Consider the following 26296-nt stretch of genomic DNA (forward strand, 5'->3'; position numbering starts at 1 on the left):
TGCGGTGGCGTGAAAGGCTCGCCACCATGGCCCGGCCCGAGCGATCTCCAGCGGGCCCTGACAACCTTCGTTCAGCCGCAAAGCCAGCGCATCAGCCTGGCTTTCTTCATGTGTTACCCGCCAGCAGGAAGATTGCGATGGCCCGCCCCCTGAGAGCCGACATTGACCTCGAGGCCCTGCGCCACAACTACTGCCTGGCGCGTGATCTCGCGCCGCAGAGCCGCTCGCTGGCGGTGCTCAAGGCGGATGCCTATGGCCACGGCCTGGTGGCCAGCGCCCGCGCCCTCGAGGGGCTGGCACCGGCCCTGGCGGTGGCCTGCATCGAGGAGGCCGAGGCCCTGCGCGAGGCCGGGATCACGGCACCGATCGTTCTGCTCGAAGGTTTCTTCGCGGCGGATGAGCTGGCGCGCATCGATGCGCTGGGGCTGTGGACGGTGGTACACAGTGACTGGCAGGTCGAGGCGCTGCTGGCCTTTCGACCGTCACGCCCCATCCCCGTCTGGCTCAAGGTCGACTCCGGCATGCACCGACTCGGCTTTACGCCGCAGCGGGTGCCGGCGCTCTGGGAGCGTCTGGCCGGCGCTTGCGCACGGGTATGCGACCTGCACCTGGTCAGCCATTTCGCTACTGCCGATCAGGCTGATACGGCGTACTTCCAGCAGCAGATGGGCACCCTGGAGACCCTGGCCGCCGAGCTCGAAGCGCCGACCTGCCTGGCCAATTCACCGGCGACGCTGTCGCATCCCCGGGCGCATGGCGACTGGAATCGCCCGGGGGTGATGCTGTACGGCAGTGATCCACTGGAAGTGGCCAATGCGGTCAGTCAACGCCTGCAGCCGGTGATGACCCTGAGCTCGGAAATCATCGCCGTGCGCCACCTGGCAGCGGGGGAACGGGTCGGCTATGGCGGCCGCTGGCAGGCGCAGCGCGCGTCGCGCATCGCCGTGGTGGCCTGCGGCTACGGCGATGGTTATGACCGCCATGCCCGGGACGGCACGCCGGTGCTGGTCGAGGGGCAGCGAGCCGAGCTGGCTGGCAAGGTGTCCATGGACATGCTGACAGTCGATATCACCGATCTGCCCGAGGCCGATATCGGCAGCCGGGTGACGCTCTGGGGGCGCGCCGCGAACGGCGCAGTACTCCCCGTCGATGAGGTGGCGCGCTATTGCGATACCATCAGCTATACCCTGCTGACCGGGGTGCTGCCCAGAGTGCCCAGACGCTATCATGACGCTCGAACCCGAGTGCGAGAGCCCCATGACTGAAAACGCTTCCGACACCCGCTTTCTGCACCCGCGCTACTGGTCGGTCTGGCTGGCCATCGGTGCCATGTATGTCGGCGCCTGGCTGCCCTGGCGCGTCAAAATGGCGGTCGGCAAGGGCATCGGCCTGCTGGCCTGGCGTTTTGCCAAGCGTCGTCGGCACATTACCGAGACCAATATCCGGCTCTGCTTCCCCGAGCTGGAGGCGGCGCAGCAGCGCAAGCTGGTCAAGGATACCTTCCTGGCCAACGGCATGGGCATTCTGGAGACCGCCACCGGCTGGTGCCGGGATCCCGAGCACCTGCGGCATCGTGTGGTCTTCGACGGACAGGAGCACATGGCGCGGCTCCAGGCGCAAGGCAAGGGCGCCCTGATCATCGGCATCCACTTCTCGACGCTGGACCTCGGCGGCGCCCTGCACTCGCTGTTCTTTCCCGCCGACGCGGTCTATCGGCCGCACGATAATGCGCTGTTCGAGCGTTTCATGACCCGCGCTCGCCATCGCAGCTTCGGCACCACCATTGATCGGCACGATCTGCGTGGCGTCGTGCGGCACCTCAAGGCCGGGCACAACGTCTGGTATTCCCCGGATCAGGACTTCGGTCGCGAGGCCAGCGTCTTCGCCCCCTTCTTCGGGGTGGAGGCGGCCACCGTCAGGTTGACTGCCAAGATCGCCCGGATGACGGGAGCGCCGGTGATTCCCCTGATCTTTCATCGTGACACCGATGACACCACCTATCGGATGGAATACCTGCCGCCGCTGGAGGACTTCCCCAGCGGCGATGAACAAGCCGACGCCGCACGTATCAATGCCGTGATCGAAGCCGCCATCCGCCGCCACCCGGAGCAGTACCTGTGGCTGCACCGACGCTTCAAGACACGACCCGAGGGCGAGCCCCGCCTGTATTGACGCGTCGCGTCAATACAGGCGGGGAGCTCGAAGCTGGAAGAGCGGCGCTTCGCGCCTGGAAGCTGAAAGTAAAAAACCCCACGGACTTGTCGGTCGTGAGGTTTTCTTCAAGCTTCCAGCTTCAGGCTTTCAGCTCCGGCGAAGCCGGTCAGGCATCGATCCGCTTGTACTTCATCCGGTGCGGTGTGTCATCGCCGACACGCTTCCTGTGATCCGCCTCGTATTCCGTGTAGTTGCCTTCGAAGAACTCGACGTGGGAGTCGCCCTCGAAGGCCAGGATGTGGGTGGCGATGCGGTCGAGGAACCAGCGGTCGTGGGAGATCACCATGGCGCAGCCGGGGAAGGCCAGCAGGGCTTCTTCCAGGGCGCGCAGGGTCTCGATGTCCAGGTCGTTGGAGGGTTCGTCGAGCAACAGCACGTTGGCGCCCTGCTTGAGGGTCTGGGCGAGCTGCAGACGGCCGCGTTCACCCCCGGAGAGGTCCGAGAGGCGCTTCTGCTGGTCGTTGCCCTTGAAGTTGAAGCGACCCACATAGGCCCGCGACGACACTTCGTAGCCATTGATGTTGAGCATGTCCTGGCCGTCGGACACCGCTTCCCAGACGGTCTGCTTGTTGTCCAGGTCATCGCGCAGCTGTTCGACGTAGGCTACATCGACGGTATCGCCCTTGACCACTTCGCCGGCATCCGGGGTTTCCTTGCCCTCGATCAGCTTGAACAGGGTCGACTTGCCGGCGCCGTTGCCGCCGACCAGGCCGACGATGGCGCCGGGCGGAATGGCGAATTCGAGATCGTCATACAGCAGCTTGTCATCGAACGACTTGGCCACGCCGTGAAACTCGATGACCTTGTCGCCGAGTCGCGGACCGGGCGGAATGTAGATCTCGTTGGTCTCGTTGCGCTTCTGTACTTCGCCGGACTGCAGTTCCTCGAAGCGGTCGAGGCGAGCCTTGTTCTTGGCCTGACGACCCTTGGCATTGGAGCGAACCCACTCGAGCTCCTGCTTGATGGCCTTCTGGCGGGAGGCTTCCTGCTTGGCTTCCTGCTGGAGACGCTTCTCCTTCGCTTCGAGCCACTGGGAGTAGTTGCCCTCGAAGGGAATGCCTTCGCCGCGGTCCAGTTCGAGAATCCAGCCGGCCACGTTGTCGAGGAAGTAGCGGTCGTGGGTGATGGCCACCACGGTGCCGCTGTAATCATGCAGATAGCGTTCCAGCCAGGCCACCGATTCGGCGTCCAGGTGGTTGGTCGGCTCATCCAGCAGCAGCATGTCCGGGCTGGACAGCAGCAGACGGCAGAGTGCCACGCGGCGACGCTCGCCACCGGAGAGGTTGCCGACACGCGCATCCCAGGCCGGCAGGCGCAGGGCCTCGGCGGCGACTTCCAGCTTGCGCTCCAGGTTGTGGGCGTCGGCGGCTTCGATGATGTCCTCCAGGCGGGCCTGCTCGGTGGCCAGGGCATCGAAGTCGGCATCGGGATCGGCATAAGCCGTGTAGACGGCGTCGAGTTGCTCCTGAGCCTCCTGGATGGCACTCAGGGCTTCCTCGACCGTCTCGCGCACGTTCTTGTCGTCGTCGAGCTCGGGCTCCTGCGGCAGATAGCCGACCTTCATGTTCGGCATCGGCCGCGCTTCACCTTCGAACTCGGTGTCGACACCGGCCATGATGCGCAGCAGGCTCGACTTGCCGGCGCCGTTCAGGCCCAGCACGCCGATCTTGGCGCCGGGGAAGAAGGACAGGGAAATATCCTTGAGGATCTGTTTCTTGGGGGGCACGACCTTGCCCACCCGGTTCATGGTGTAAACGTATTGCGCCATGGAATCTCACTAGGGTTGGAGGTTCGGGGTTGGAGCCTTGATGGCTCTGATGATAGTGGTCGCAGCCCGGAAAGGCTAGAGAGTGACCGACAATGCAGGCTCGGGGCCGCGGCCTGAAGGCGGCCCGGCGTGTCGGCAGGGGCGTTGCCTGGCCTTATTCTTCCTCGTCAAGGTCGAAGTCCCAGTCATCCTCGATGTCGCGTTGCAGGCGGCGCTCTTCCAGCAGGTCCTCCAGGCGCCGGCGGGCCCGCAGCCGGTCCGCACGGCTGGCGGGACGCTCCGGAGTGGCGTCGGCATCCGTGTCGTCCTCGGGGGCTGCTGCATCGTAATCTTCATCGTCCAGCGTGTCGGGGCGCATGCGATTTCCTCCCATGGCCGGCCGCTTTCCTCGGGAGCGGCGGTTGCCAGCGTTTCCTCGCCAGTGCCGCAGGGCGGCGCAAGGCAAGGGCACCTGCCGGCTATATAAGACGAGATCGCCCTGAGTGCAAGCCCTGACACGCGAACAGCCGATAGCGGCGCAGCCGGTTCACTAGGCCGGGGCCCCGGTTAGACAGTAGTATGGGGACTCCTTTCGGTTGAGATTCGGGGGCTTGATGTCACTTGTTCGAATTCAGTACTGCACCCAGTGCCAGTGGTTGCTGCGCAGCGCCTGGTATGCGCAGGAGCTGCTTTCCACCTTCGGCGAGGCGCTGGAGGAAGTGGCGCTGGCACCCTCCCATGGCGGGCATTTCGAGATCTTTCTCGATGACGAGAGCCTCTGGGAGCGCAAGCGCGATGGTGGCTTTCCGGACAGCAAGGTGCTGAAACAGAAGGTCCGCGATCGGCTGGACCCGGAGCGCGACCTGGGGCACGTCGATCGATAATGGAGGGCGAGCTTCGAGCTTCGAGCTTCGAGGTGTTAGGTGTGAGGCGTGAAGTGTGAGGTCGCGACAAGCGTTCGGGGCGTTTTTTACAGATATAGCGGGGAAATGTCATGACAGGGGATCGTCGCGCGATAGGCTACGGCCTGGGAGCAGTGGGGCTTTGGTCGACGGTGGCCACGGCCTTCAAGGTGGCGCTGGACCAGATGTCGCCCTTGATGCTGATGTGCATTGCTTCCGTGGTTTCCTGGGCGCTGATCGGTGCACTGGTGCTGTATCGCGGCGAAGGGCGTCTGGCCCTGCGCAGTGGCTGGCGTACCGCTGCCTGGGCAGGCTTGATGAATCCGGTGGCCTACTATCTGGTGCTGTTCGCCGCCTATGATCGCCTGCCCGGCCAGGAGGCCATGGCGCTCAACTACACCTGGGCCCTGACCATGGCGTTTCTCGCCGTGCCGATTCTCGGCCAGCGCCTGACGCGCATGGATGTGCTGGCCGGTCTGATCGCCTATGCCGGCGTCTGGGTGATCGCCACCCGCGGTCAGGTGATCGACGTGAATTTCGCCGACCCGCTGGGCGTTGGCCTGGCGCTTGTCTCGACCCTGATCTGGGCCCTGTACTGGCTGCTCAACACCCGCGATCATCGACCACCGCTGGTGGCCCAGTGGCAGAACTTCAGTGTCGGCGTGCCGGTACTGTTCCTGCTGCTCCTGCTCGGCCCCGACATGGAGTGGGTGGGCATGACCGGGCTGGCCGCCGGGGTCTATGTGGGACTCTTCGAGATGGGGATCGCCTTCGTGTTCTGGCAACTGGCCATGCACACGGTGTCGCGCACCGCCCGGATCTCCAACCTGATCTTTCTGTCGCCGCCGATTTCGCTGTTGCTGCTGTTCTTCATCGTCGGTGAGCCCATCCTGCCCTCGACCCTGGTGGGGCTGGTGCTGATCCTTGGCGGGCTGGGGCTGCAGCAGCGACAGAAGGCGCCGGCCGCGGCCAGCGCCCAGCAGTGAAGCAAAGGGGGCGTGAAGCGCAGCCCTCACTCGGCATTGGCGAGTGTCACGCCGCTGCTCTCCAGCAGGGGCGACAGCACCGGCCAGACGTTGTCGAGCACCCTGGGCTGGGCCTCGGCGGTGGGGTGAATGCCGTCTTCCTGCATCAGCCCGTCATTCAAGGCCACGTCTTCCAGCAGGAAGGGCACCAGCGGCACCTCGTAGCGTTCCGCGAGATCGGAGAAGACCTGCCTGAAGGCGTCACGATAGGCCTGGCCATAGTTGGGCGGGATATCGATGCCGAGCAGGGCGACCTGCGCCCCGGAGGCCTGACTGGCCTCGATCATCGCGGCGAGGTTGGTGCGCATCTGCCCGGGTGAAAGGCCCCTTAGCCCGTCGTTGCCGCCGAGTTCGATCAGAACAATATCCGGGTCATGCTGTCCCAGTTGGTCGGGTAGCCGGGTCCTGCCGCCAGCGGTGGTTTCACCACTGATGCTGGCATTGACGACTTCGGCCTTGCCCTCAAGGCGGTCGGCCAGCAAGCTGACCCAGCCGGCGTCACGCTCGATGCCATAGGCCGCGCTCAAGCTGTCGCCCATGACCAGCACCACGGGTCCTGAAGCGGCCCACAGCGGGACGCTGGCTAGACACAAGAACATCGCCAGCCAGACCCGCCGCAGGAACAGCGGGAAGGGATTGCGAACTCGAACCACGGGGGAATGCTCCAGCATGTCCAACTCCTCGCACGCGAATGCCAATACGCCGATTCTACACGCCGAGGGCCTGAGCAAGGAGGTCGTCAGTGGCGAACGCCGCCTGATCATTCTACAGGCCCTGGATCTCGAGGTGCATGCCGGCGAGAGCGTCGCCATCCTGGGGCAGAGTGGGGCAGGCAAGTCGACCCTGCTGGGGTTGATGGCCGGTCTCGACGCCCCGAGTGGCGGCCGGCTGGCCATGTTCGGGCAGTCGCTGGGGGATCTGGACGAGGATGGCCGGGCCGGGCTGCGCGCCGGGCGTGTCGGCTTCGTGTTCCAGAACTTCCAGCTGTTGCCGACCCTGACCGCCCTGGAAAATGTGCTGATGCCGCTGGAACTGACCGCGGCCACCGATGCCGACAGCCTGGCGAGGCGCTGGCTGGAGCGCGTGGGCCTGGGGGAACGCCTCGAGCACCTGCCCAAGCAACTGTCCGGTGGCGAGCAGCAGCGCGTTGCCCTGGCACGCGCCTTCGTGACCGGCGCCGAGCTGGTGTTCGCCGACGAACCCACCGGCAACCTCGACCCCGCCACCGGGGAGCGCATCATCGACACCCTGTTCGAGCTGAATCATGAAGCCGGTACCACCCTGGTGCTGGTCACCCACGACCATGCCCTGGCACGACGCTGCGACCGTTGCCTGCGGCTGGCCGATGGGCACCTGGTCGAGATGACGCGCGATGAGGTGGGCGCATGACGGGCTTGGCACGTCTCTGGGGGCTTTCCTGGCGCGGCCTGAAACGCGACATGCGCGCCGGCGACGTGCGCGCCCTGTTTCTGGCCCTGGCGCTGGCCGTGGCCGCCTCGACCATGATCGGCTTCTTCCTCGATCGCCTCGATCGCGGCCTGACCCGGCAGGCCGGGCAGCTGCTGGGCGGTGATGTGGTGCTCGAGCAATCGCGGCCCTTCGACGCGGTGCTGCGCGAGACGCTCGAGTCCGCGGGGCTGACGCTGTCGGACCAGGTCGACATGGTGTCCATGGTCAGCCAGGACGATGCCTTCCAGTCGGTGAGTCTCAAGGCGGTGGATGATGCCTATCCGCACTATGGTGTGTCGCGGATTGCGCGAGGCGACGAGGTGGCCGAGGTGGCGTCCGGACCCGCGCGTGGCGATGTCTGGATCGCGCCGCGTCTGGCCATGCTGCTCGATGCCGGGGTGGGCGACAGCCTGCGGGTAGGCAGCGCCGAGCTGCGTGTCGATGGGGTCATCGAGCGTGAGGCCGATCCCTCGGCGGGTTTCGGCAGCTTCAATCCGCGTTTGATGATGCATGTGGACGACCTGCCGGCCACGGGGCTGGTGCAGGAAGGCTCGCGCATCGAATACGAGCTGCTGGCCGCAGGTTCGGCCGAGGCGGTGGCTTCGGTGGCGCCGGTGCTCGAACGCCTGCGCGGCGAGGGTGTCGAGGTGCAGGATGTGCGCGAGGATCGGCCGCGACTGGGTAGTGCCCTGGAGCGTGCCGACCGTTATCTGAGCCTTGCCGGGCTGGCGGCGGTCCTGCTGGCTGGCGTGGCGGTGGCCATGGCCACACGGCGCTATGTCGAACGACACCTGGATACCGCGGCGCTGTTACGCTGCTTCGGGGCCAGTCAGCGCGATCTGGTGGGGCTTTTTGCCTTGCAATTGCTGTGGCTGGCGCTGGCGGCGTCGCTGGTCGGTGCTCTGGTCGGACTGGCCGGTCAGGCCCTGCTGCTGGCACTCCTGGGGGCGGTGATGCCCATCGAGCTGCCGCCGCCGGGACTCCTGCCGCTGGGCATGGGCATCTTTACCGCGCTGGCCGTGCTGGCGGGCTTTGCCGGCCCTACGTTGCTTCGCTTGCGACGCGTCAGCGCGCTGAAGGTATTGCGCCGCGAGCTTGATCCGCTGCCGGCCTCGGCCTGGGTCGTGGTGGTCATGGCGGCGGCGGTCTTCGGTGGCCTGTTGTGGCTCTATTCCGGTGATGTGCTGCTGGCGCTGGGCTTGCTGCTGGGGGGTATGATCGCCCTGGTGGTGTTATGGGGGCTGGGAAGTGTCCTGCTGGCGTTGCTGGCCAGGCTCTGCCGGCGGCTGCCCAACGACGCCGGAGCGCCGGACAACCCCTGGCGGGCCCTGAGAATGGGCGGTCAGCAGCTGGCGCGCCGGCGTAATGCCAGCCTCGGCCAGTTGCTGGCATTTGCCACGGCGCTGTTTGCCATGGCCATGATCGCCCTGGTACGCGGCGATCTGCTGGATGCCTGGCAGGCTCAGCTGCCCGAGGACACCCCCAACCACTTCGCCATCAATATCCAGCCCGGCGAGCGTGATGCCTTCGAGGCGACACTCAACGAGGCCGCTGACGCGCACAGTGACCTTTATCCGATGGTGCGCGGACGCATTACTGCCATCGAGGGGCAGTCGCCGCAGGATGTCGTGCCGCAGGAGGCGCGGGGGGACAATGCCCTGCGGCGTGAGCTCAACCTGACCTGGAGCGACGAAGTGCCCACCGGCAATCGGCTGGTCGCCGGGGAATGGTTCGCGGCCTCGGCATCCGCCAGCGAGGGCTGGATGGGCGCCGTGGATGCGCGGTCCATCGCGCCCATCTCGCTGGAAAGCGGCCTGGCGAAACGGCTCGGACTGGGCGTTGGCGATACCCTGACCTTCACGCTGGGCAGCGAGACCCTGCAAGGGCAGATTGCCAGCTTGCGGGAGCTGGACTGGGACAGCTTCCGGCCCAACTTCTATGTCATCTTCCCGCCTGGCGTGCTGGAAGAATTCGGCCACAGCTACATCACCGCCTTTCACCTCGATACGGCCCAGCGTGGCGTGTTGCGCGGCCTGGTCGAGGACTTCCCGGCGGTCACCCTGCTGGATGTCGAGTCGATCCTGTCGCGGGTTCGCGAGGTGCTCGGTCAGGTCACCCGTGCCGTCGAGCTGGTCCTGGTCTTCGTGCTTCTGGCGGGCATCAGCGTACTCTATGCGGCGCTGGTCGCGAGCATGCCGGTGCGTGCCCATGAAGCCGGCCTGCTGCGCGTGTTCGGGGCCGGCAATCGGCTGCTGGCGAGGATCCAGGGCGCGGAATTCGCGCTGCTGGGTCTGGCCAGCGGGGTGCTGGCAGCGATGCTGGCCGAGCTGGCGGCGGCGGGCATCTATATCACCTGGCTGGACCTGACGCCACGCTGGCATCCCTGGCTGTGGCTCGGGCTGCCGTTCGGCGGCATCCTGCTGGTGGGTGGTATCGGGCATTGGCTGTCGAGGGGGCTGCGGCGGCAAGCCCCCATGGCCAGTCTGGGTCTGCTTGGCGAAACCTAGTCAGTTGGCATCCGTTCCCGCCACACCGGCGGGGAAGGCGCCTGTCAGTGGCATGACAGGCTTGGTGCGGGGAGGGAACCAGGGACATGGGCAGGGAGAAACGATGAAGGCATCATGGCGCCTGGAGTTGCTCGAGGCCCAGCTCGAGCTCGCCCGACAGGCCTCGCGCTCGGTCGTCCTGCTGGTGACCGGGCATGCGGCGGCCGGCAAGGCGGCGCTGATCAACGAGCTCAACCATCGGCTGGAAAACCGCCTGACGGAAGTGCATGCCCTGGTGCCCAGCAGCGAGGACCGCGAGCGCCCCTACTGGTGGCGCTTCTGGCGTCGCCTGCCAGCGCGAGGGCGGCTGGGCGTCTTCGTCCATGGCTGGTATGGCGATGCACTCTTCGCCCGCGCCGAGCAACGCCTCGGCCCCGGCGGCTTTGCCGATCGACTGGCCGATATACGTGCCTTCGAAGCGGAGCTGGCCGCCGAGGGCGTGACCATTCTCAAGGTGTGGATGGACATCGAGCCCGAGGTGCAGGGAGAGCACCTCAAGACCTTGTGGCAGGACCCGGAGCAGGCCTGGCAGGTCAAGGATCATGATTGGCAGCGTCACCTTCAGCATGCGGTCATTGATCAGCTCGGGAGCGAGATGCGGGCCGCCACGGATGCCACGCATTCGCCCTGGTATCGACTGCCGGGTGGCCCCGGAACCCAACCCTTCAAGCAACTGGCACAGCACCTGGTCGCGGCCATCACGGCGCCCTTTGGCGAGCCGCCTGCCGAGGCCACTGAAGCAACACAGCATGCTGCCCCGTCACTGAAACACCTCGCCGCCGGGCACAGCGGCGCGCTCGACAAGTCGGATTACCGGCAGCGTCTGGCCGAGGCGCAGGCCCGGCTCGCCCGGAATGCGCGCGAGCTGCAGCAGCGCCGCATTCCATTGGTACTGGTCTTCGAAGGCCAGGATGCCGCCGGCAAGGGCGGCAGCATTCACCGCCTGACCTCGGCACTGGATGCCCGACAGTATCGGGTTCATCAGATCGGCCCGCCCAGCGATGAAGAACTGGCCCACCCCTGGGCCTGGCGCTTCTGGCGACGCCTGCCGCTGGATGGCCGGATCGCCATTTTCGACCGCTCCTGGTATGGCCGAGTGCTGGTGGAGCGGGTGGAAGGGCTGGTGCCGCCAGAGACCTGGCAGCGCGCCTATAGCGAAATTCGGCGCTTCGAACGCCAGCTGCTGGCGCATGGCGCCGTGCTCGGCAAGCTTTTCCTGGCCATCGACAAGGATGAGCAGAAGCAACGCTTCGAGGCGCGTGCCGCCACGCCCCACAAGCGCCACAAGCTGACCGACCAGGACTGGCGTAATCGCGAGCGCTGGGCGGAGTACTGCCAGGCCATCGATGATGTCTTCATGCATACTCATCAACAGGGGGCGGATTGGGCCTTGATCGATGCCAATGACAAGCGCCGCGCCCGCATTGACGTCCTGGAACACGTCAATCGCCTGATGGAAAAGCGGTTGCTCGAGCCGCGATAACCCTTGATTCAAACGATCACCAGGGAGGTGACCGCAATGCGCATGACCCCACTCCGCACCGGCTTGATGGCCGCTGCACTGACCGTTCTCCCCTGCAGCCTGGCTCAGGCCGATGCCGAACGTCTGGAGGCGGACCTCGAGGCATTGTTTGCCGAGCGCCCGGGCGAGCTGACCATCGGTGATGTCTCCGAGAGCATGCTGGGTGGCGAGACTCGGGCGGACAATATCGAATACGTCAGCGAGCAGGGGGAGCGCCTCCGGATCGACCGCTACGTCGTCGAGGGCGATTATGACGACCCTGACCAGGTGCTCATGGAAGGGATCAGGATGGCCGACGAGCAGGGCGACGAGGCTGGCACCATCGAGGTGCAGCGTCTGGTGGCGACCGGTCCGTCTCGCTCGGTATTGTCACTCGAGGACGGGTTGACCGACCTCGAGGCCGAGCAAATGGTGGTCGAGGGCCTGAGCGTCGAGCGTCGTGGCAGCGTCGTGTTCGATGACACCACCCAGCCGGCACGCACGCTGCGTAATCCGCGGCTGGCCATCGAGAACCTGGAGCTCGAGTCGCTATCGCCACAGCACATCGGCAGCCTGGTGGCCCGCAACATCAGCGGTAGTGCCGAGGCCATCGAGGATCTCGGGGATGGTGAATTCAGCCTGGCCAGCCTGGACCTTCAGGGGCTGCATGACCTGAACAGCCAGCAGGAGGCGCGGGCCGATCGTGTCGAGCTCGAGAACCTGGACATCAGTGCAGAGGGTCTGTCGACCACCCTGGAGCGGCTGCTGATCGACAGCGACATGACCGATGGTGCCGGTGGCTTGTGGCTGGAGTCGATGAACCTCGACCTGGCCAGGATGATCGAGCTCGCCCCGGCCGACGAGCGAACCCGGCTGCGCATGATGAGCAATGTGCTGACCGGGGGCAGCGGCCAGCTGACGCTGGATGCCGCCTTCGATGGGCAGTGGGAAGACGAGGGTGACAACCGGGCGCTACTGATCAGCGAGAGCCGTGTCACGGCCGGTGAAGCCTTTCGCTGGACCTTCGACAGCGAGACACCGGCGCGCATGCCGGAGGGCGTCGAGCCGGCCTCCTACCTGCCCCGTCTCGACAGGCTGGATGAGGTTACCCTGCTGGGGGGCGAGGTCGAGACGACCCTGACCGACCTCGGCCTGTTCGGCCGCTTGCCGGCCATCATCGCCTCCACCCAGGGCATGAGCGAGGCCGACTTCCTGGCCCAGGCGCGTACCCAGGCCAAGGGGCTGGGCAGCATGTTCGGGCCGGAAGCGGCCCGGCTACTGGGCGGGCTGGTCGACATGATGGAAGGCAAGGCCAGCGAGCTGATCGTCCACCTCTCGCTGCCGGAAGGCGGTGAGCATGAGATCGAGAGCCTGGCCAATGATCCCCTGGTATTGCCCAGCAAGCTGGACATGAAGGTCCAGACACGGTGAGCGGTCGAGTCGATGCTTCAGAATTTCTCAAGCCCGGATGAGAAATGATGGACCTTCCCGTGACGGCCTCTCATGTGAAAGCCGTCATGGGCTGGGGTATGATGAGCCTACTGATTATCCACCCAAACGAGGTCCTGAGCCGATGTTCAGCCGTGATATGCAGATTGCCGGGTTCGATGATGCTCTTCTCGATGCCATGCAAAAGGAAAGCGAGCGTCAGGAAGCGCACATCGAGCTGATTGCCTCCGAAAACTATGCCAGCCCCCGGGTGCTCGAGGCGCAGGGCAGCCAGCTGACCAACAAGTATGCGGAAGGCTACCCCGGCAAGCGCTACTACGGCGGCTGCGAGTTCGTCGACATCGTGGAGCAGCTGGCGATCGATTATGCCAGGCAACTGTTCGGTGCCAGCTACGCCAATGTCCAGCCGCACTCCGGCTCCCAGGCCAATGGCGCGGTCTTCCAGGCGCTGGTCAAGCCCGGCGACACCGTGCTGGGCATGAGCCTGGACGCAGGTGGCCACCTGACCCATGGCGCGCGCCCCAACTTTTCCGGCAAGCACTACAATGCCGTCCAGTACGGCATCGACGAGAGTGGCCGGATCGATTACGACGAGGTCGCACGGCTGGCTCGCGAGCACCAGCCGAAGATGATCATCGCCGGCTTCTCGGCCTATTCGCAGATCATCGACTGGGCGAGGTTCCGCGAGATCGCCGATGAGGTGGGTGCCTACCTGCTGGTCGACATGGCGCACATCGCCGGCCTGGTGGCGGCCGGAGTCTATCCGAGTCCCATGGCACATGCCCACGTGGTCACGACCACCACGCACAAGACGCTGCGCGGGCCGCGCGGCGGCCTGATCCTGTCCAGCGAGGACGACGTCGAGATCGAGAAGAAGCTGCAGGCCGCCGTCTTTCCGGGCGGGCAGGGTGGCCCCCTCGAGCATGTCATCGCCGCCAAGGCGATCTGCTTCAAGGAAGCCATGGAGCCCGAGTTCAAGACCTATCAGCAGCAGGTCGTCAAGAACGCCCAGGCCATGGCCGACGTCTTCATCGAGCGGGGCTTCGATATCGTCTCCGGCGGCACCGAGGACCACCTCTTCCTGCTGTCGATGGTCAAGCAGGGGCTGACCGGCAAGGACGCGGACGCCGCCCTGGGTCGTGCCCACATCACCGTCAACAAGAACGCCGTGCCCAATGACCCGCAGAGCCCCTTCGTGACCTCCGGGCTGCGCATCGGCACCCCCGCCGTGACCACCCGCGGCTTCAACGCGGACGATTGTCGGGCACTCGCCGGCTGGATCAGCGATATCCTGGACGTCATGGTCAAGGGCGAAGACACCAGCGCCATCGAAGCCGAGGTGAAGGGCAAGGTCGAGGAAATCTGCGGCCGGCTGCCCGTGTATCGGTAAGCGTCCGTGGCGATGCTGATGGGGCTGCAGGGCCCATGAACGACGACACCCCGCCGCGGCGGGGTGTCGTCGTTTCGGGCGCAGGGTGGTATCAGGCGATGTCCGTGCCGCTGTCCAGGTTCAGGCCCACGATCACCGGATCGTGGTCGGAACTGCGGAAAGCGTCCGGGGCGTATAGCGCCGCGTCCTGAGCGTCGTTGGTGTAGTCGATGTTGTAGTCCAGGGCGGAGGCTTCGTCGGCATTGATGTGCCAGGTGGTGGTGCCGGTGACCTGGCCGCTCAAGGAGTCGCTGGCCAGGGCATGATCCAGAGAACCCCAGAAACCGTCATAGACGTATGAATAGTCCTCGTTCAATTGTTCGAAACCGGCCTCGGTCAGGGTCGTGATGGGATCCTCCATGGAGTAGGCATTCAGGTCGCCCAGGATCAGCACGTCGCTGTCTCCACTGCCGGTGGGGTCGCTGGCGAGCCAGTCCCGCAGCTCCTGGGCTGCCCGACGCGCGTCGGGTTATTGTTGCCCTGGCCGTCCCCGGTGGCGGCTTCATCGTTGATGATGCTGCCCTTCGACTTGAAGTGATTGACCACAGCGGAGAAGGTCTCGCCACTCGCGTTATCCTGAAAGGTCTGCAGCACAGGAGCGCGGTTGGCCTCGGCGAAGGCTCCCTCAGTGTTGGTACGAGCATCGCCCTGGGCTGTCACGGCCTGGCTGTTGTAGATCATGCCGACGGCGATGGCGTCATTGCCTGGCGCCGCCGTATGGCCGTCGGCATCACGCGGGATGCTGTACTCCCAGGTCACGTCGTCGCCGGCGGCGGCGTTCAGTGCCTCCACTAGATGGGCAATGGCACTGTCCGGCCCGAAACCATTGTTCTCGATTTCCGTGAGACCGATGACATCCGCGTCGCTGCCGTTGATGGCCTCGACCAGCTTGGCTTGCTGACGCATGAACTCCTCGCTGTTATCGGCTCCGCGAGGCTGATGTGAGGTTCCGTCTGCGGTGACGGTCTGGTTGCCGGCCTCATCCAGAGTGTTGAAATAATTCAGCACGTTGAAGCCGGCGACCTTCAGGGAGGCGTTACCCAGGGCGTCGGCATCAGGGGCCTGTGGACGCACATCCCCCGTGAAGTCGAGACCGCCAGTGTTCTGCACACGCCATTCATCGAAGCTGAAATCAAGAACGCCTTCCAGCGTGTCCAACTGGTCGCCGCCGCGCAGCGGATTGTCGGCACTGAGCACTTCACCGTTACGCCCATGGGTCACCGGGTCGGGGTTCTGGATGCTGCTGGCGTCGTCGAGCAGGATGCTGCGTGCTTCGGCCCGCGCCAGCCAGTCGGCATTGGCCGCTGCGTCCGGTGCATTGACCTCGCTGAATTGCTCCAGACGCCCGCCCGAGGAAAGCATGACCTGCCCATAGCGGCCCAACTGATAAAGCTCGGTGACGGTCAGTGGTTCGCCGCCCTGACCCTCGATGGCCATGCGCATGCCTTCGAAGGCCTCCAGTGCCGACTTGTCCGCCACCGGCATGTTCAGGTGCGTGCTGGCCGGCAAGTTGAGGTCGCTTTCGAGTACCGTGATGTTGTCCGAATCAGCGCTGATCTGCGTCTTCTCGTGAAACTCGGCAACTTCGCCGCTCAGTTGAACCTTGTCGCCCGCGCGGATATCGCGTGATTCACCGCTGCCCGAACCGGTATAGACAAAGATACCCTCGGAGGTCGCTGCATCATTGTCATTGTCGGCATCCTCTTCTTGAACAAAGAAGCCGTCCAGTCCTGGAGTGGCCATGGTGACGATGGCTTCGACGGCCACCTGTTCGCCCTCGAGCGGGCTAGTGGTCGAGCTGCCCTGAATGTCCGAGATCAGCGTTGTCATAGGCGTGGTCCCGGCGCTCCCCGGCGAGGCGATGGCCGGCACATCAGAGTCGTCGCCACCCATGAGCGTTGAGCTCAGTGTGTTGTCGTCGCTCTGCTTGCTGAAGGCTTCGGCTTCAGGTAGCCAGGAGGCCGCATCGTGCTGCTCGGTGTCGGGGTAGGTGGCGGTGGCGACCCGGTCACCATCCACCGTGGGATCGTCTTGCCAAAGGATGGCGCTGTCGCCGCCGCTACCCAGTCCTGCTGCATCCCGGGCATAACCGATCTGAAGGTTGTCGATCGTGTCGAGGTTGGACCAGGCGGCGCGGAAGGTGTCGACAGCGTCGGGACCTGCATCGGCCAGCACGATCGCCGATTCGCCCGGCTTCAGTTCGCCGAGCCCCTCGACCCGAACGGCTTCCGCGGGTGCGGCACTTTCGTCGTCGTAAAACAGCGGCTCGGCGGCCAGGTCAAGCGTGGTTTCGCTCTGGTTGGTAATTTCGACCCAGTCTTCGGTGATGTCATCACCCGACTGGCCGGGCCAGATTTCGCTGATGGCCAGGCCGATGTCACGCTCACCCGGCTGGTAGGGCGTATCATTGGTTCCGATGCGGAAGTCGCGGGTTGCATCATCGGGCAGCGCCGCGTTGTCGCCACTCCAGTTGGTGGCATCGGCGATGGCCGTCAACAGTGCCGCGGCGGTATCCTGCCCGCTTCCCGCATAAGCCGCATTGTCGTATTCCGTGCTTGCGTCGGCACCGACGGCAACCGCCGTAACGCCCTCTTCAAGGCCGCTGGGCAGGGCGGAGTCGTTGGAACTGCTGGCTGTGTCTTGCCACTCGCTCGCGTTGGTCTGAACCGCGAACAGGAAGTTGGGCGCCTCGGCCTCGCCCGTGAAGGCGATGAGTTGATCACCCGATGCGGAAAGGTTGAGACCGTTGTTGCCCACGGCATCGCCGTTGGCATCGCGGAATTGATCGGTGTGGTCCTGGAGGGAAACCCGTGTGCCGGGGGCGACGCCTCCTTCAGGGGCTGTCCAGCTCACGGCACCTTCATTGGCCCGGAAGCTGTCGCCGGTCCAGCCGGAATCGGTAAAGGTGATGGTACTGCCGGCGGCGATGCCCTTGAGGGCCACGAAGCTGAAATCGTCCGGGTTGTCGCTGTTCAGGGAGGTGATGGCGATATCGCCCAGTCGGGGTGTGAAGTCCATGCTGGCTGGCAGGCTGATATCGCGACTGACGAAGCGCTGCTGCTCGGCCGGTAGATCCTTGGACGCCTGGCCGTCGCCCAGCCAGTCGACGTCGCCGCTGTCGAAGAGTACGCCGGCCTGGCCGCCGGAGCTGTCGAGTGTTGCGTCGTACAGAGCTTCCGGGCTGGCGCCGAGTTGATCGGCAACCTGGTTGAGGTCAATGTCGCCGAGCTGGCGGACAGCGTGTGCACCATCCCACTGATACAGGGCAAAGCCTGCGTCGCCGTCGTCGTGCTCGGGGCCGGCGAGCACCAGTGCGTTGCCATCCTCGAGTGTGATCATGTCACGGACTGCGCGGCCGTCCATGTCCAGCTTTCGAGGACTGTCAAAGGCGACTTCGGTTGACGCGCCGGTGACCAGTGCAGGCAGGTTGCTGACCGGGATCGTGACGGCCATGCCTGCATCCAGCGGGCCTCGCAAGCCGAGGTGCAGGGTATCGCCGATGAAGACGGCACCTTCCAGGTTGATCTTGTCACTGAGGCCCAGAGCATGTTCTCCAAGACCATGCTCACCATTGGCATCCCACGACTTCAACTGATCGTGGAGGCCTGCGAAGCGCCCCGTTACCTCAACGGAAAGGTCGTCGGGTGCCTCACCCGTGATCTCGGTGGCGAATACAAGCGACCGGTCCTGCCCCTCATGGGAGCCCAGCCAGTATTGCGTGCCGTTGTGGCTGGCTACGGCTTCCAGGTCGAGCTCATCATCTCCGTCAAGGCCGAGGTCAGCGTTGAGGTTGAATTCGGTTAACGGGGCGCCGCTTGAGTCCCGGTCGTACAGACGCAGCGTCTGGTCCTCATCGTCGGCGACCAGCATCAGGCGGTCGCCGATGGCGATGGCAGCCGAGGCGTCGGAAGCGCCGCGATGGTAATGCTCTGCCAGATCCAGGCTGGGGTTGTCGGCCGCCTCATCACCGCCATCATCATTGTCGTCGGAGTCGTCGGAGTCGTCGGAGTCGTCGGAGTCGTCGGAGTCGTCGGAGTCGTCGGAGTCGTCGGAGTCGTCGGAGTCGTCGGAGTCGTCGGAGTCGTCGGAGTCGTCGGAGTCGTCGGAGTCGTCAGAGTCGTCAGAATCGTCACTGTTGTCGGTGTTGTGGCCACTGTCCGCCGAAGGCAGCCCGTCCAGATACGACGCGATGATGTCGGCGGTGTCGGTCTCCTCGGGAACATCAAGCAGGGTGCGAAGCGCCATGTCACTTTGCTTCTGTTGTGCTTCGCTGCTGTTCAGTATGCGGCTCTGGACTTCCTCGCGACTGCTGTCTTCGTCCAGCTTGCCCAGCCAGTAGTCACGGCCCCCGGCGTCGGGCTCGCGTTGCAGTACGCCTGCATAGAGACTGCTGAGCCAGGACTCGTCCGTTTCCAGCTGCATGAGCCGGGCGTGTTCGGCGGAGTCTTGCATGTCACTGGCGATCTGCTCGAGCGATGTGCCCTGACGGTGGGCGTCGACCCAGTAGGCGAGTCCAGCTGCATCCGGGGCGCGATGCAGCTGTTCGGCATACAGCGACATGATGGGCTGGATCTGCTGGGCGTATTCTTCGCTTGCCATGAAACTCTGCACAATATCGCCGAGACTCGCGGCACCCGATTCGAGGCGGGAGTGCCAGAAGGCGAGCCCGGATGGGTCGGCGTCGCGCAGCAGGATATCGCGGTAGAGCGTCTCGAGTTGCTCGGTCAGTGACATGGTCTGGCCTTGTAATCAGGAATGGGGCAACAAGGCTGCGCAATAAAGGTGGCGTTCCTGTTACGGCACGGTGACGCCATTGTCATCTACCTGCCATATCGACCTGACAGTCTCTGTCTGGAAGCTATTCTTGTTACTGCTGACCACTGCCGAGGGAAGATTCATGAGTTATCGTCTTCAGTTGCTGCATGCCGCTGACATGGAAGGGGGCGGCGGAGATCTGCTGAATGCCCCAAATTTCGTTTCCATTGTCGACTATCTGGAAGATCTCGAGTCGAATTCGTTGTTTGTCAGTTCGGGGGACCTGGTGTTGCCCGGCCCCTATCTTGAAGCGGCCAGTGACGACAGCCTGCAGCCGGCGCTTCAAGCGGCCGCCGAGACCATCTACGACCAGCCCGAAGGTAGTCTCGAGGGCATCACGGCGGCGTCCGGGCGAGTGGAAACCCTGCTGGCCGACCTGATGGACACCGAAGCTGTCACCCTGGGCAATCATGAGTTCGACCAGGGCACCGGGCTGATTGCCGACATGGTGGCGGCTCGCGCCGGCGAGAGCGGTGAGCTGGCGGATATCGAGTGGCCCGGTTCAGGCTTTCCTTACCTTTCCGCCAACCTCGACTTTTCCGCTGATGAGGCACTGGCCGGGCTGGCCAGCGGCGAGCCGCTCGAAGACGCTGCCTTTCGTGCTTCTCCAGAGGCAGTCGCGGGAGGCGCAACACCGCCCAAGCTGGCGCCGGCCATGGTCACCGAACGGGGAGGTGAGCAGATCGGTGTGATTGGCCTGACGACCCAGATCCTGGAGAGTGTCTCCTCGCCGGGAGGCACCGAGGTGCTGGGCGGCGACGAGAATGACATGCCGGCTCTGGCCGAGATCGTGCAGCCGGTAGTCGACCAGCTGGAGTCGCAGGGGGTCAACAAGATCATCCTGGCTTCGCACCTGCAGCAGATCCAGCTCGAGGAGGAGCTGGCCACCCTGCTGGACGGGGTGGATATCGTCATGGCAGGCGGTTCCAACACCCTGCTGGCCGACCAGGAAGACTCCGAGCGGGGCCTGTTTCCGGGCGCCGGCGAGCCCTACAAGCAATACCCGATCATGACGCAGGACGCCGCGGGCGATGACGTGGCCGTTATCAACACGGATGGTGGCTGGCGTTATGTCGGGCGGCTGGTCGCCGAGTTCGACGACCAGGGACGCTTGATCAAGGAATCCATCGAGCCCCAGGACTCCGGGGTCTATGCCAGCACCGACGAGCAGGTCGCCGATCTGTGGGGCAGCCGGGAAGCGGCCTTCGCCGAAGGTACCAAGGGAGCGGTGGCCGAGGACCTCGTGGGGTCGGTGCAGGATTTCGTCGCCGAGCAGGACGGCAATGTTCAGGGCCTCAGTGATGTGTACCTCGAGGGCAGGCGTGAAGCGGTCCGTACCGAGGAAACCAACCTGGGCAACCTCACGGCCGATGCCAACCGCTGGTATGCCCGCCAGGTGGACGACAGTGTCCAGGTGTCGATCAAGAATGGCGGTGGTATCCGCGAGCCTATCGGCACCAGCGTGGTGGAGGGTGCCGATGGTCGGGTCGAGACGCTTCCGCCGCAGGCCAACGAGGAAATCGGCAAGCCGGCCGGCGGTGTGTCGCAACTCGATATCGGGGCGTCCCTGCGGTTCAACAACGACCTGGCGATCGTCAGCCTGAGTCGCGAGGAGCTGGTGGGCGCGCTGGAACATGCGGTGGCGGCATCGGCGCCGGATGTCACGGCCGGGCAGTTTGCCCAGGTGTCCGGCATTCGTTACAGCTTTGACTGGTCGCAGCCTGCCGGTGAGCGTCTGCAGAGTGCGGCCATCGTCGACGACAACGGTGATATGGCCGATGTGCTGGTGGCCAACGGCCAGCTGATAGGCAATGCCGATAGTGAAGTGCGTGTCGTGACGCTTGGCTTCCTGGCTGACGGTGGAGATGGTTATCCGCTGGGCGAGGGCGTCAACGATGAGCGCGTCGATCTGGTCGAGTCGGATATTGCCGCCGGCGAGTCCACTTTTGCGAAGACAGGGACCGAGCAGGATGCCTTCGCCGAATACCTACAGGCCATGTACAGCGAAACGCCTTTCGCGCAGGAAGAAACGCCGGCCAGTGAAGACAAACGTATTCAGAATCTGAATGAACGCGGAGATAGTGTGCTTGTCGGAAATGTCGATGGGGTCGCTCGCCTCTATGATGCCGCCTTCGATCGTGCAGCCGATGGCTCTGGGCTGGGGTACTGGCTGGGACACAGCGAGCAACTGAATCTGGATGACATCGCCGATTATTTTGTCTCATCCCAGGAATACGCTGCTCTGCATGGCAATCTGGACGATGACGCCTATGTTGATATGCTCTATGCCAATGTTCTGGAACGTGAAGCGGATGCCGACGGCCGTGATTACTGGATGCAGCAGTTGCAGTCCGGTGACTCGCGCGGCGATGTCATGGTTGGCTTTACCGAATCGGAAGAAAGTCTGATGTTGGCGGGTTGAAACTTCCAGAAACCGGATCGCTCGTGGCACACCTCTACCTTCGGGTAGGGGTGTCTGTTATTCTGCGCGATCATTTCCATCGCTTGACAATCTCTCCTCCCAACGGTGAATCGCTAAATGGCAAAGCAACAGGATGCCACAGACCTGCAGCGCGCATTGAGAGCCTGCAAGGGGTCGTTCGTTTCGGTGGGGTTCTTCAGCATGTTCGTCAACCTGCTGATGCTCGTCCCCCCCATGTACATGTTGCAGGTTTATGATCGAGTGCTGTCGACCCGCAGCTTCGAGACACTGCTGATGCTGACATTGGTGGTGGTATTTCTCTTCATCGTGATGGGGGCGCTGGAGCAAGTGCGCTCGCGGATACTGGTACGTGTCGGCAATCGTCTCGATACGAGCATCAATGCACGCCTTTACAGCGCGATGTTTCGGCGTAGTGTCGTGACTCAGGGGCAGCAGTCGGCTCAACCCCTGAACGATCTGACCAGTCTGCGTCAGTTTCTGACCGGCAACGGGCTTTTTGCCTTTTTCGATACGCCCTGGGTGCCGATCTATCTGGGCGTACTGTTTCTCTTCAATGTGTGGCTGGGTGTTTTTGCAACCTGCGCCGGCCTCATCCTGCTGGCGCTGGCCATCGCCAACGAAAAGGCGACCAAGGATCTGCTGGCGGAAGCCAACAGTGAGCATATCAAGGCGCAGGACCTGGCCAATGCCAACCTGCGCAATGCCGAGGTCCTGCATGCCATGGGCATGTTGCCGGGAATCATGGGCCGCTGGGCGACCAAGCATCATGAGTTTCTGGCCAAGCAATCCCGCGCCAGTGACCGCGGCGGCGTCTTGACCAACACCTCGAAAGTCCTGCGGATGCTGTTCCAGTCGATGATTCTCGGCCTGGGTGCCTGGCTGGTGCTCGAGGGGCAGATGACGCCCGGGATGATGATCGCCGGCTCCATTATCATGGGTCGTGCGCTGGCCCCCATCGACCAGCTGATCGGTAGCTGGAAAGGATTCGTGGGGGCCCGCGGGGCTTATGACCGCCTCAATGAACTGCTGAGCCAGATCCCCGAGGAGGAGCGTCGCATGTCGCTTCCGGCGCCCGAGGGCAGGATGTCGGTCGAGACGGTGGCCGCGGCGCCGCCGGGCGTGCGCATGGCGACCATTCGCGGTATCAACTTCGAGGTGGAGCGTGGCGAGCATATCGGCATCATCGGCCCCAGTGCGGCGGGCAAGTCGACGCTGGCGCGCGTGCTTCTGGGGGTCTGGCCGACCCAGGTAGGAAGCGTCAGGCTGGATGGTGCGGAAATGCAGCACTTCAATCGCGATGAACTGGGGCCGCACATCGGCTACCTGCCTCAGGACATCGAACTGTTTGACGGTACCGTCAGCGAGAATATCGCGCGCTTCGGCGAGGTGGATCCCGAGAAGGTGGTTAAGGCCGCGCGCAAGGCAGGCATGCACGAGATGGCGCTCGAGCTGTCGAACGGTTACGACACCTACATTTCGGCCACCAGTGGGGCGCTTTCCGGCGGTCAACGCCAGCGTGTCGGTCTGGCCAGGGCGCTCTACGGTGACCCGGTCATGGTGGTGCTCGACGAGCCCAACTCCAATCTGGACGATGCGGGCGAAAAGGCGTTGTCGGACGCCATCGCCCAGCTCAAGCAGGAAGAAACGACGCTGTTCGTGATCAGTCACCGAACCAGCGTTCTGAAGAACATGGACAAGCTGATGGTCATGAAAGAGGGCCAGGTCGGCATGTTCGGCCCGCGTGACCAGGTACTGGCCCAATATGCCAAGAAACCGAACGCCAATCGGCAGGTGGCACAAGGCTCCAGTGGTCATCTGGCGGCCATCCGTGGCGGTAACGGTCGCTCGGAGCAAAGTGGTGGCAATACCGAGGAGCAGACGTAATGGCTGACGATAGACAGGACGATCGGCAGGTATCGACACGCCCTGCCATTGATATCACGCCTTCGTCGCAGCCACTGGAAGGCGAGTACAGTGAAAAGCTGCCGACCAATGATCGCAAGGTGAGACGCATCGGCATGCTGATCCTGCTGGTGGCGCTGGGCGGTTTCGGTGCCTGGGCCTTGACGGCACAGCTGGCGGTGGCCGTGGTGGCGCCGGGCAATGTTTCCATCGAGTCTTTCAAGCGCACGGTACAGCATCTCGAGGGTGGTATCGTTAAGGAGATCCTGGTCGAGGACGGCGATCATGTCGAGGCCGGTGAACCACTGGTCGTGCTGAGTGACACCAAGGCCAGATCCCAGCTGGAAATCGCGCGCTCCCAGTATCTGATCAATCGGGCCATGGAGGTTCGCCTGCTGGCGGAGCAGCGTGGCGCCGAGACGCTGGAGTTCCCGCCCGAGCTGACGGACAGCGACAAGCAGCGTGTAAAGCAGGTCCTGGCGGTTCAGCGCAGCCTGTTCGCGGCACGCCGGCAGTCGTTGGATAGTACACTCGAGTCGCTGGATTCGCAGACGGATCAGATGCGCGAACAGATCGAAGGACTCGAGGCACAGATCAACGTCAACCAGCGCCGTATTCAGTCGCTGCGGGGTGAAGCCGAGGACTATCGCTCGCTATACCGCGAGGGGCTTGGCGATAACCAGCGGCTGCGCGAGCTGGAGCGTCAGGTGTTGCAGTACGAGGGACAGGTGGCGCAACACCGTTCCGAGATTGCTCGCCTCAAGTCGCAGATCAGTGAAAACCAGGTCAAGAAGGAGGGGCGCCGCCAGGAGTTCCAGTCGGAAGTCGGCGAGCAATTGCGCAATGCACAAACCAGCATTGCCGAAGCCGAGGAACAGATTACCTCGCTCTCCGACCAGGTCCAGCGTACGACCCTGGAAGCCCCCGCCACGGGAACCGTGGTGGGCCTGAAGGTGCATACCGTGGGGGCGGTGATCAGTCCGGGGGATCCGGTCATGAGTGTCGTGCCGAGCGGTGATGGGTTTGTCGTGGAGGCGCGGGTCCCCAACCGTGATATCGACAACATCTATGTGGGGCAGAGCGCGGATATCCGCTTTTCGGCGTTCAATCAGCGCCTGACCAGCGAGATTGCCGGCGAAGTCATTCATGTCAGCGCGGACAGCTTCGAGGATGAAGCCACGGGCGAGCAGTATTACAAGGCGCGTGTCAAGGTCACCGAAGAAGGGCGCAAGGACATGACCGAGCGGATGCAACTGCTGTCCGGCATGCCGGCCGAAGTCATGATCCGTACTGGCGAGCGGACCTTCGCCAGCTACATCGCCAAGCCCATCAGCGATATGCTGTCTCGTGCCATGCGTGAGGAGTAAGGCAATGCGCCGTGAAGCCCCGACAACCAGGATAAAGCCAGCTCGACTGTCGTCGAAGTCGGGAGGCGCCGCCCTGGCGACCCTGTGTCTGGTGTTATCCAGCCCGGGCCTGGCGGCGGAAGAGAGCGCCGGCGGTACCTCGATACGCAGTGAGCTCGAGGCCCAGGCCTCGGGAGAAGGGCGACTGCCGTCCATGGCCAGGCTCTTCCGGTTGGCACTGGATAATGACAGTGACCTGGCCAGTCAGCGCTATGAGCTGAGGGCAACGGAGAAGGAGATCGACAAGGCCTGGTCGGAGCTCAAGCCACAGGTCTCGGGCAGTGCCTCCTATACCTACCAGGTCAGCGACAACTTCTATACGGACAATCCGAACTACGACCCCAGCAATGATCGGGTGAGCGCCGACAACGAGGCTCGCTATGAGGGCGAGACGCGCGACACGTCCTGGCAGGTATCCTTGAGTCAGCCGTTGTTCAGCGTCGAGCGCTGGCGTGGCGTGGACCAGGCCGAGGCTCAGGTCGAGGCGGCCCGTCTTCAGCTGGCGGTGGGTGAAAGCAAGCTGGCGATGTCGGTGGTCGAAGCGTATCTGAATGCCTTCCTGGCCTCTCGCAAGGTCGGCCTGCTCGAGTCCAAGGAAGAGTCCCTGGAACTGAAGCATCGCCAGGCATCGCGCTCCTTCGACCTGGGGGTGGGCGACAGAATCAATGTACTCGAGTCGCAGTCCCGGCTGGATCAGGCCGTTGCGGATCGCATCAAGGCCGAGAATCAGCTGGACTCTTCGCTGTCCGAGCTGGAACGCCTGACCGGCCTGCGTCCCACCTTCGGCCACTCCCTCGGGGATCTACAGTCAGCGCAGCTGGAGCCGGTGGAAGGCAAGCTGGGCGATTGGCTCGAACAGGCCACCAATAACCTCGAGGTCGAACTGGCCGAGCGCCGGAGTGATGTGGCCGAGGTCAAGACCGAGGTGCGGCGTGCAGGCCATTATCCCGAGGTATCGCTCAACCTGAGCTATTCCGACCGAGGTTCCAATGATCCCTTCAGGGACAGTCGCGACGGTCAGGCAAGCGTCCAACTGGATGTGCCGATTTATCAGGGGGGCTATACCAGCGCCAATGTGCGTCAGGGTGAACTCTCTGCCATGGCCAGCCAGGAGTCCCTGACCAATGCGCGGCGGGTCGCGCGTCAGGAGGTGCGCAAGCGTTATCGCAATATCAACGGTAACCTGCGCCAGCTCAGTGCACTTGGGCAGTCCATCGAGTCCAGCCGCCTTTTTCTGCAGGCAGCCGAAAAGGGCGAACAGCTGGGTCTTCGCGACCTGGTCGATGTCCTGGATGCCAGGGCCGAGCTGTATGACCTGAGGATTCAGTACATAGACTCGATTCGCCAGTACATGATGGATCGGCTGCATCTGGAACTGGCGATTGGTGATCTGGCCTCCGACGACCTGATGAATGTCATGGGCACGCTGCATGCGTTGACCCGTTCGTCGCAAAAGGCGGATTGAGGT

18 protein-coding genes are annotated in these 26296 nt (G+C 64.0%); 13 read left to right on the forward strand and 5 right to left on the reverse strand.

The window, feature by feature from the left end; genetic code table 11:
* Positions 1 to 137: 137 nt before the first annotated feature.
* Together alr and lpxL are read left to right on the forward strand one after the other, a co-directional pair.
* Positions 138 to 1265 (forward strand): alanine racemase, encoded by a 1128-nt coding sequence (gene alr, locus QWY79_RS02540; RefSeq protein WP_290269589.1) that lies wholly within the window; start codon positions 138 to 140, stop codon positions 1263 to 1265.
* Entirely contained in the window at positions 1258 to 2172 is a 915-nt protein-coding gene (gene lpxL, locus QWY79_RS02545) for an LpxL/LpxP family Kdo(2)-lipid IV(A) lauroyl/palmitoleoyl acyltransferase (protein WP_290269591.1), read from the forward strand. Before alr ends, lpxL begins: the two co-directional genes overlap by 8 nt.
* A 148-nt stretch (positions 2173 to 2320) precedes the next feature.
* On the opposite strand, the gene ettA is transcribed toward lpxL, so the two are convergent.
* Both ettA and QWY79_RS02555 read right to left on the reverse strand, forming a co-directional pair.
* Positions 2321 to 3982 carry an energy-dependent translational throttle protein EttA gene (gene ettA, locus QWY79_RS02550; RefSeq protein WP_290269593.1) on the reverse strand — a complete coding sequence of 554 codons (1662 nt, stop codon included), beginning with the start codon at positions 3980 to 3982 and terminating at the stop codon, positions 2321 to 2323.
* Between the two features lie 154 nt (positions 3983 to 4136).
* Positions 4137 to 4340: a PA3496 family putative envelope integrity protein gene (locus QWY79_RS02555; RefSeq protein WP_141317226.1), complete on the reverse strand. Its 204-nt coding sequence runs from the start codon at positions 4338 to 4340 to the stop codon at positions 4137 to 4139.
* A gap of 235 nt (positions 4341 to 4575) precedes the next feature.
* On the opposite strand from QWY79_RS02555, the gene QWY79_RS02560 reads away from it, so the two are divergent.
* Complete coding sequence (locus QWY79_RS02560) at positions 4576 to 4845, forward strand: Rdx family protein (RefSeq protein WP_290269596.1); 270 nt, start codon at positions 4576 to 4578, stop codon at positions 4843 to 4845.
* Between the two features lie 110 nt (positions 4846 to 4955).
* A complete protein-coding gene (locus QWY79_RS02565) occupies positions 4956 to 5849 on the forward strand; it encodes a DMT family transporter (protein ID WP_290269597.1) in 894 nt (297 codons plus the stop codon).
* Positions 5850 to 5875: 26 nt separating this feature from the next.
* Here QWY79_RS02565 and QWY79_RS02570 read toward each other — a convergent pair whose 3' ends face one another.
* Positions 5876 to 6559: an arylesterase gene (locus tag QWY79_RS02570; RefSeq protein ID WP_290269599.1), complete on the reverse strand. Its 684-nt coding sequence runs from the start codon at positions 6557 to 6559 to the stop codon at positions 5876 to 5878.
* On the opposite strand from QWY79_RS02570, the gene QWY79_RS02575 reads away from it, so the two are divergent.
* The 5 genes from QWY79_RS02575 to glyA all read left to right on the forward strand — a co-directional run bounded on the left by QWY79_RS02575 (position 6558) and on the right by glyA (position 14223).
* The gene (locus QWY79_RS02575) at positions 6558 to 7277 is read left to right on the forward strand and encodes an ABC transporter ATP-binding protein (RefSeq protein ID WP_290269600.1); all 720 of its coding nucleotides are present in this window, start codon (positions 6558 to 6560) and stop codon (positions 7275 to 7277) included. The two genes, QWY79_RS02570 and QWY79_RS02575, sit on opposite strands and share 2 nt — an antisense overlap.
* The gene (locus QWY79_RS02580; protein WP_290269601.1) at positions 7274 to 9844 is read left to right on the forward strand and encodes an ABC transporter permease; all 2571 of its coding nucleotides are present in this window, start codon (positions 7274 to 7276) and stop codon (positions 9842 to 9844) included. The genes QWY79_RS02575 and QWY79_RS02580 overlap by 4 nt, the downstream gene beginning before the upstream one ends.
* 103 nt (positions 9845 to 9947) lie before the next feature.
* Entirely contained in the window at positions 9948 to 11366 is a 1419-nt protein-coding gene (locus QWY79_RS02585; RefSeq protein WP_290269602.1) for a hypothetical protein, read from the forward strand.
* 42 nt (positions 11367 to 11408) lie between these two features.
* Positions 11409 to 12815 (forward strand): hypothetical protein, encoded by a 1407-nt coding sequence (locus tag QWY79_RS02590; RefSeq protein WP_290269604.1) that lies wholly within the window; start codon positions 11409 to 11411, stop codon positions 12813 to 12815.
* 142 nt (positions 12816 to 12957) lie between these two features.
* Positions 12958 to 14223, forward strand: coding sequence for a serine hydroxymethyltransferase (glyA, locus tag QWY79_RS02595; RefSeq protein WP_290269606.1), 1266 nt, complete (start codon positions 12958 to 12960; stop codon positions 14221 to 14223).
* Between the two features lie 91 nt (positions 14224 to 14314).
* Here glyA and QWY79_RS02600 read toward each other — a convergent pair whose 3' ends face one another.
* Together QWY79_RS02600 and QWY79_RS02605 are read right to left on the reverse strand one after the other, a co-directional pair.
* A complete protein-coding gene (locus QWY79_RS02600) occupies positions 14315 to 14656 on the reverse strand; it encodes a hypothetical protein (protein ID WP_290269608.1) in 342 nt (113 codons plus the stop codon).
* On the reverse strand, positions 14650 to 18996 hold the full coding sequence (locus QWY79_RS02605) for an ExeM/NucH family extracellular endonuclease (RefSeq protein WP_290269610.1): 4347 nt from the start codon (positions 18994 to 18996) through the stop codon (positions 14650 to 14652). Before QWY79_RS02605 ends, QWY79_RS02600 begins: the two co-directional genes overlap by 7 nt.
* Before the next feature lie 163 nt (positions 18997 to 19159).
* On the opposite strand from QWY79_RS02605, the gene QWY79_RS02610 reads away from it, so the two are divergent.
* The 4 genes from QWY79_RS02610 to QWY79_RS02625 all read left to right on the forward strand — a co-directional run bounded on the left by QWY79_RS02610 (position 19160) and on the right by QWY79_RS02625 (position 26293).
* Complete coding sequence (locus QWY79_RS02610) at positions 19160 to 21499, forward strand: DUF4214 domain-containing protein (protein ID WP_290269612.1); 2340 nt, start codon at positions 19160 to 19162, stop codon at positions 21497 to 21499.
* A gap of 117 nt (positions 21500 to 21616) precedes the next feature.
* Positions 21617 to 23404, forward strand: coding sequence for a type I secretion system permease/ATPase (locus QWY79_RS02615; protein ID WP_290269614.1), 1788 nt, complete (start codon positions 21617 to 21619; stop codon positions 23402 to 23404).
* Complete coding sequence (locus QWY79_RS02620; RefSeq protein WP_290269616.1) at positions 23404 to 24789, forward strand: HlyD family type I secretion periplasmic adaptor subunit; 1386 nt, start codon at positions 23404 to 23406, stop codon at positions 24787 to 24789. Before QWY79_RS02615 ends, QWY79_RS02620 begins: the two co-directional genes overlap by 1 nt.
* 4 nt (positions 24790 to 24793) lie before the next feature.
* Positions 24794 to 26293, forward strand: a complete 1500-nt coding sequence (locus QWY79_RS02625; protein ID WP_290269619.1) for a TolC family outer membrane protein — start codon at positions 24794 to 24796, stop codon at positions 26291 to 26293.
* Positions 26294 to 26296 lie beyond the last annotated feature (3 nt).

Origin of the sequence: Halomonas sabkhae, assembly GCF_030409265.1 — a bacterium.
GTDB lineage: Bacteria > Pseudomonadota > Gammaproteobacteria > Pseudomonadales > Halomonadaceae > Halomonas > Halomonas halmophila.

What these genes read in the sequence shown, in the direction of transcription:
- QWY79_RS02565 (WP_290269597.1), top strand. Translation starts at nt 4,956, where the DNA reads ATGACAGGGGATCGTCGCGCGATAGGCTACGGCCTGGGAGCAGTGGGG.
- QWY79_RS02570 (WP_290269599.1), bottom strand. Translation starts at nt 6,559, where the DNA reads ATGCTGGAGCATTCCCCCGTGGTTCGAGTTCGCAATCCCTTCCCGCTG.
- QWY79_RS02615 (WP_290269614.1), top strand. Translation starts at nt 21,617, where the DNA reads ATGGCAAAGCAACAGGATGCCACAGACCTGCAGCGCGCATTGAGAGCC.
- QWY79_RS02555 (WP_141317226.1), bottom strand. Translation starts at nt 4,340, where the DNA reads ATGCGCCCCGACACGCTGGACGATGAAGATTACGATGCAGCAGCCCCC.
- QWY79_RS02610 (WP_290269612.1), top strand. Translation starts at nt 19,160, where the DNA reads ATGAGTTATCGTCTTCAGTTGCTGCATGCCGCTGACATGGAAGGGGGC.
- QWY79_RS02605 (WP_290269610.1), bottom strand. Translation starts at nt 18,996, where the DNA reads ATGTCACTGACCGAGCAACTCGAGACGCTCTACCGCGATATCCTGCTG.
- QWY79_RS02625 (WP_290269619.1), top strand. Translation starts at nt 24,794, where the DNA reads ATGCGCCGTGAAGCCCCGACAACCAGGATAAAGCCAGCTCGACTGTCG.
- QWY79_RS02585 (WP_290269602.1), top strand. Translation starts at nt 9,948, where the DNA reads ATGAAGGCATCATGGCGCCTGGAGTTGCTCGAGGCCCAGCTCGAGCTC.
- QWY79_RS02620 (WP_290269616.1), top strand. Translation starts at nt 23,404, where the DNA reads ATGGCTGACGATAGACAGGACGATCGGCAGGTATCGACACGCCCTGCC.
- lpxL (WP_290269591.1), top strand. Translation starts at nt 1,258, where the DNA reads ATGACTGAAAACGCTTCCGACACCCGCTTTCTGCACCCGCGCTACTGG.
- QWY79_RS02575 (WP_290269600.1), top strand. Translation starts at nt 6,558, where the DNA reads ATGTCCAACTCCTCGCACGCGAATGCCAATACGCCGATTCTACACGCC.
- QWY79_RS02590 (WP_290269604.1), top strand. Translation starts at nt 11,409, where the DNA reads ATGACCCCACTCCGCACCGGCTTGATGGCCGCTGCACTGACCGTTCTC.
- glyA (WP_290269606.1), top strand. Translation starts at nt 12,958, where the DNA reads ATGTTCAGCCGTGATATGCAGATTGCCGGGTTCGATGATGCTCTTCTC.
- ettA (WP_290269593.1), bottom strand. Translation starts at nt 3,982, where the DNA reads ATGGCGCAATACGTTTACACCATGAACCGGGTGGGCAAGGTCGTGCCC.
- alr (WP_290269589.1), top strand. Translation starts at nt 138, where the DNA reads ATGGCCCGCCCCCTGAGAGCCGACATTGACCTCGAGGCCCTGCGCCAC.
- QWY79_RS02560 (WP_290269596.1), top strand. Translation starts at nt 4,576, where the DNA reads ATGTCACTTGTTCGAATTCAGTACTGCACCCAGTGCCAGTGGTTGCTG.
- QWY79_RS02580 (WP_290269601.1), top strand. Translation starts at nt 7,274, where the DNA reads ATGACGGGCTTGGCACGTCTCTGGGGGCTTTCCTGGCGCGGCCTGAAA.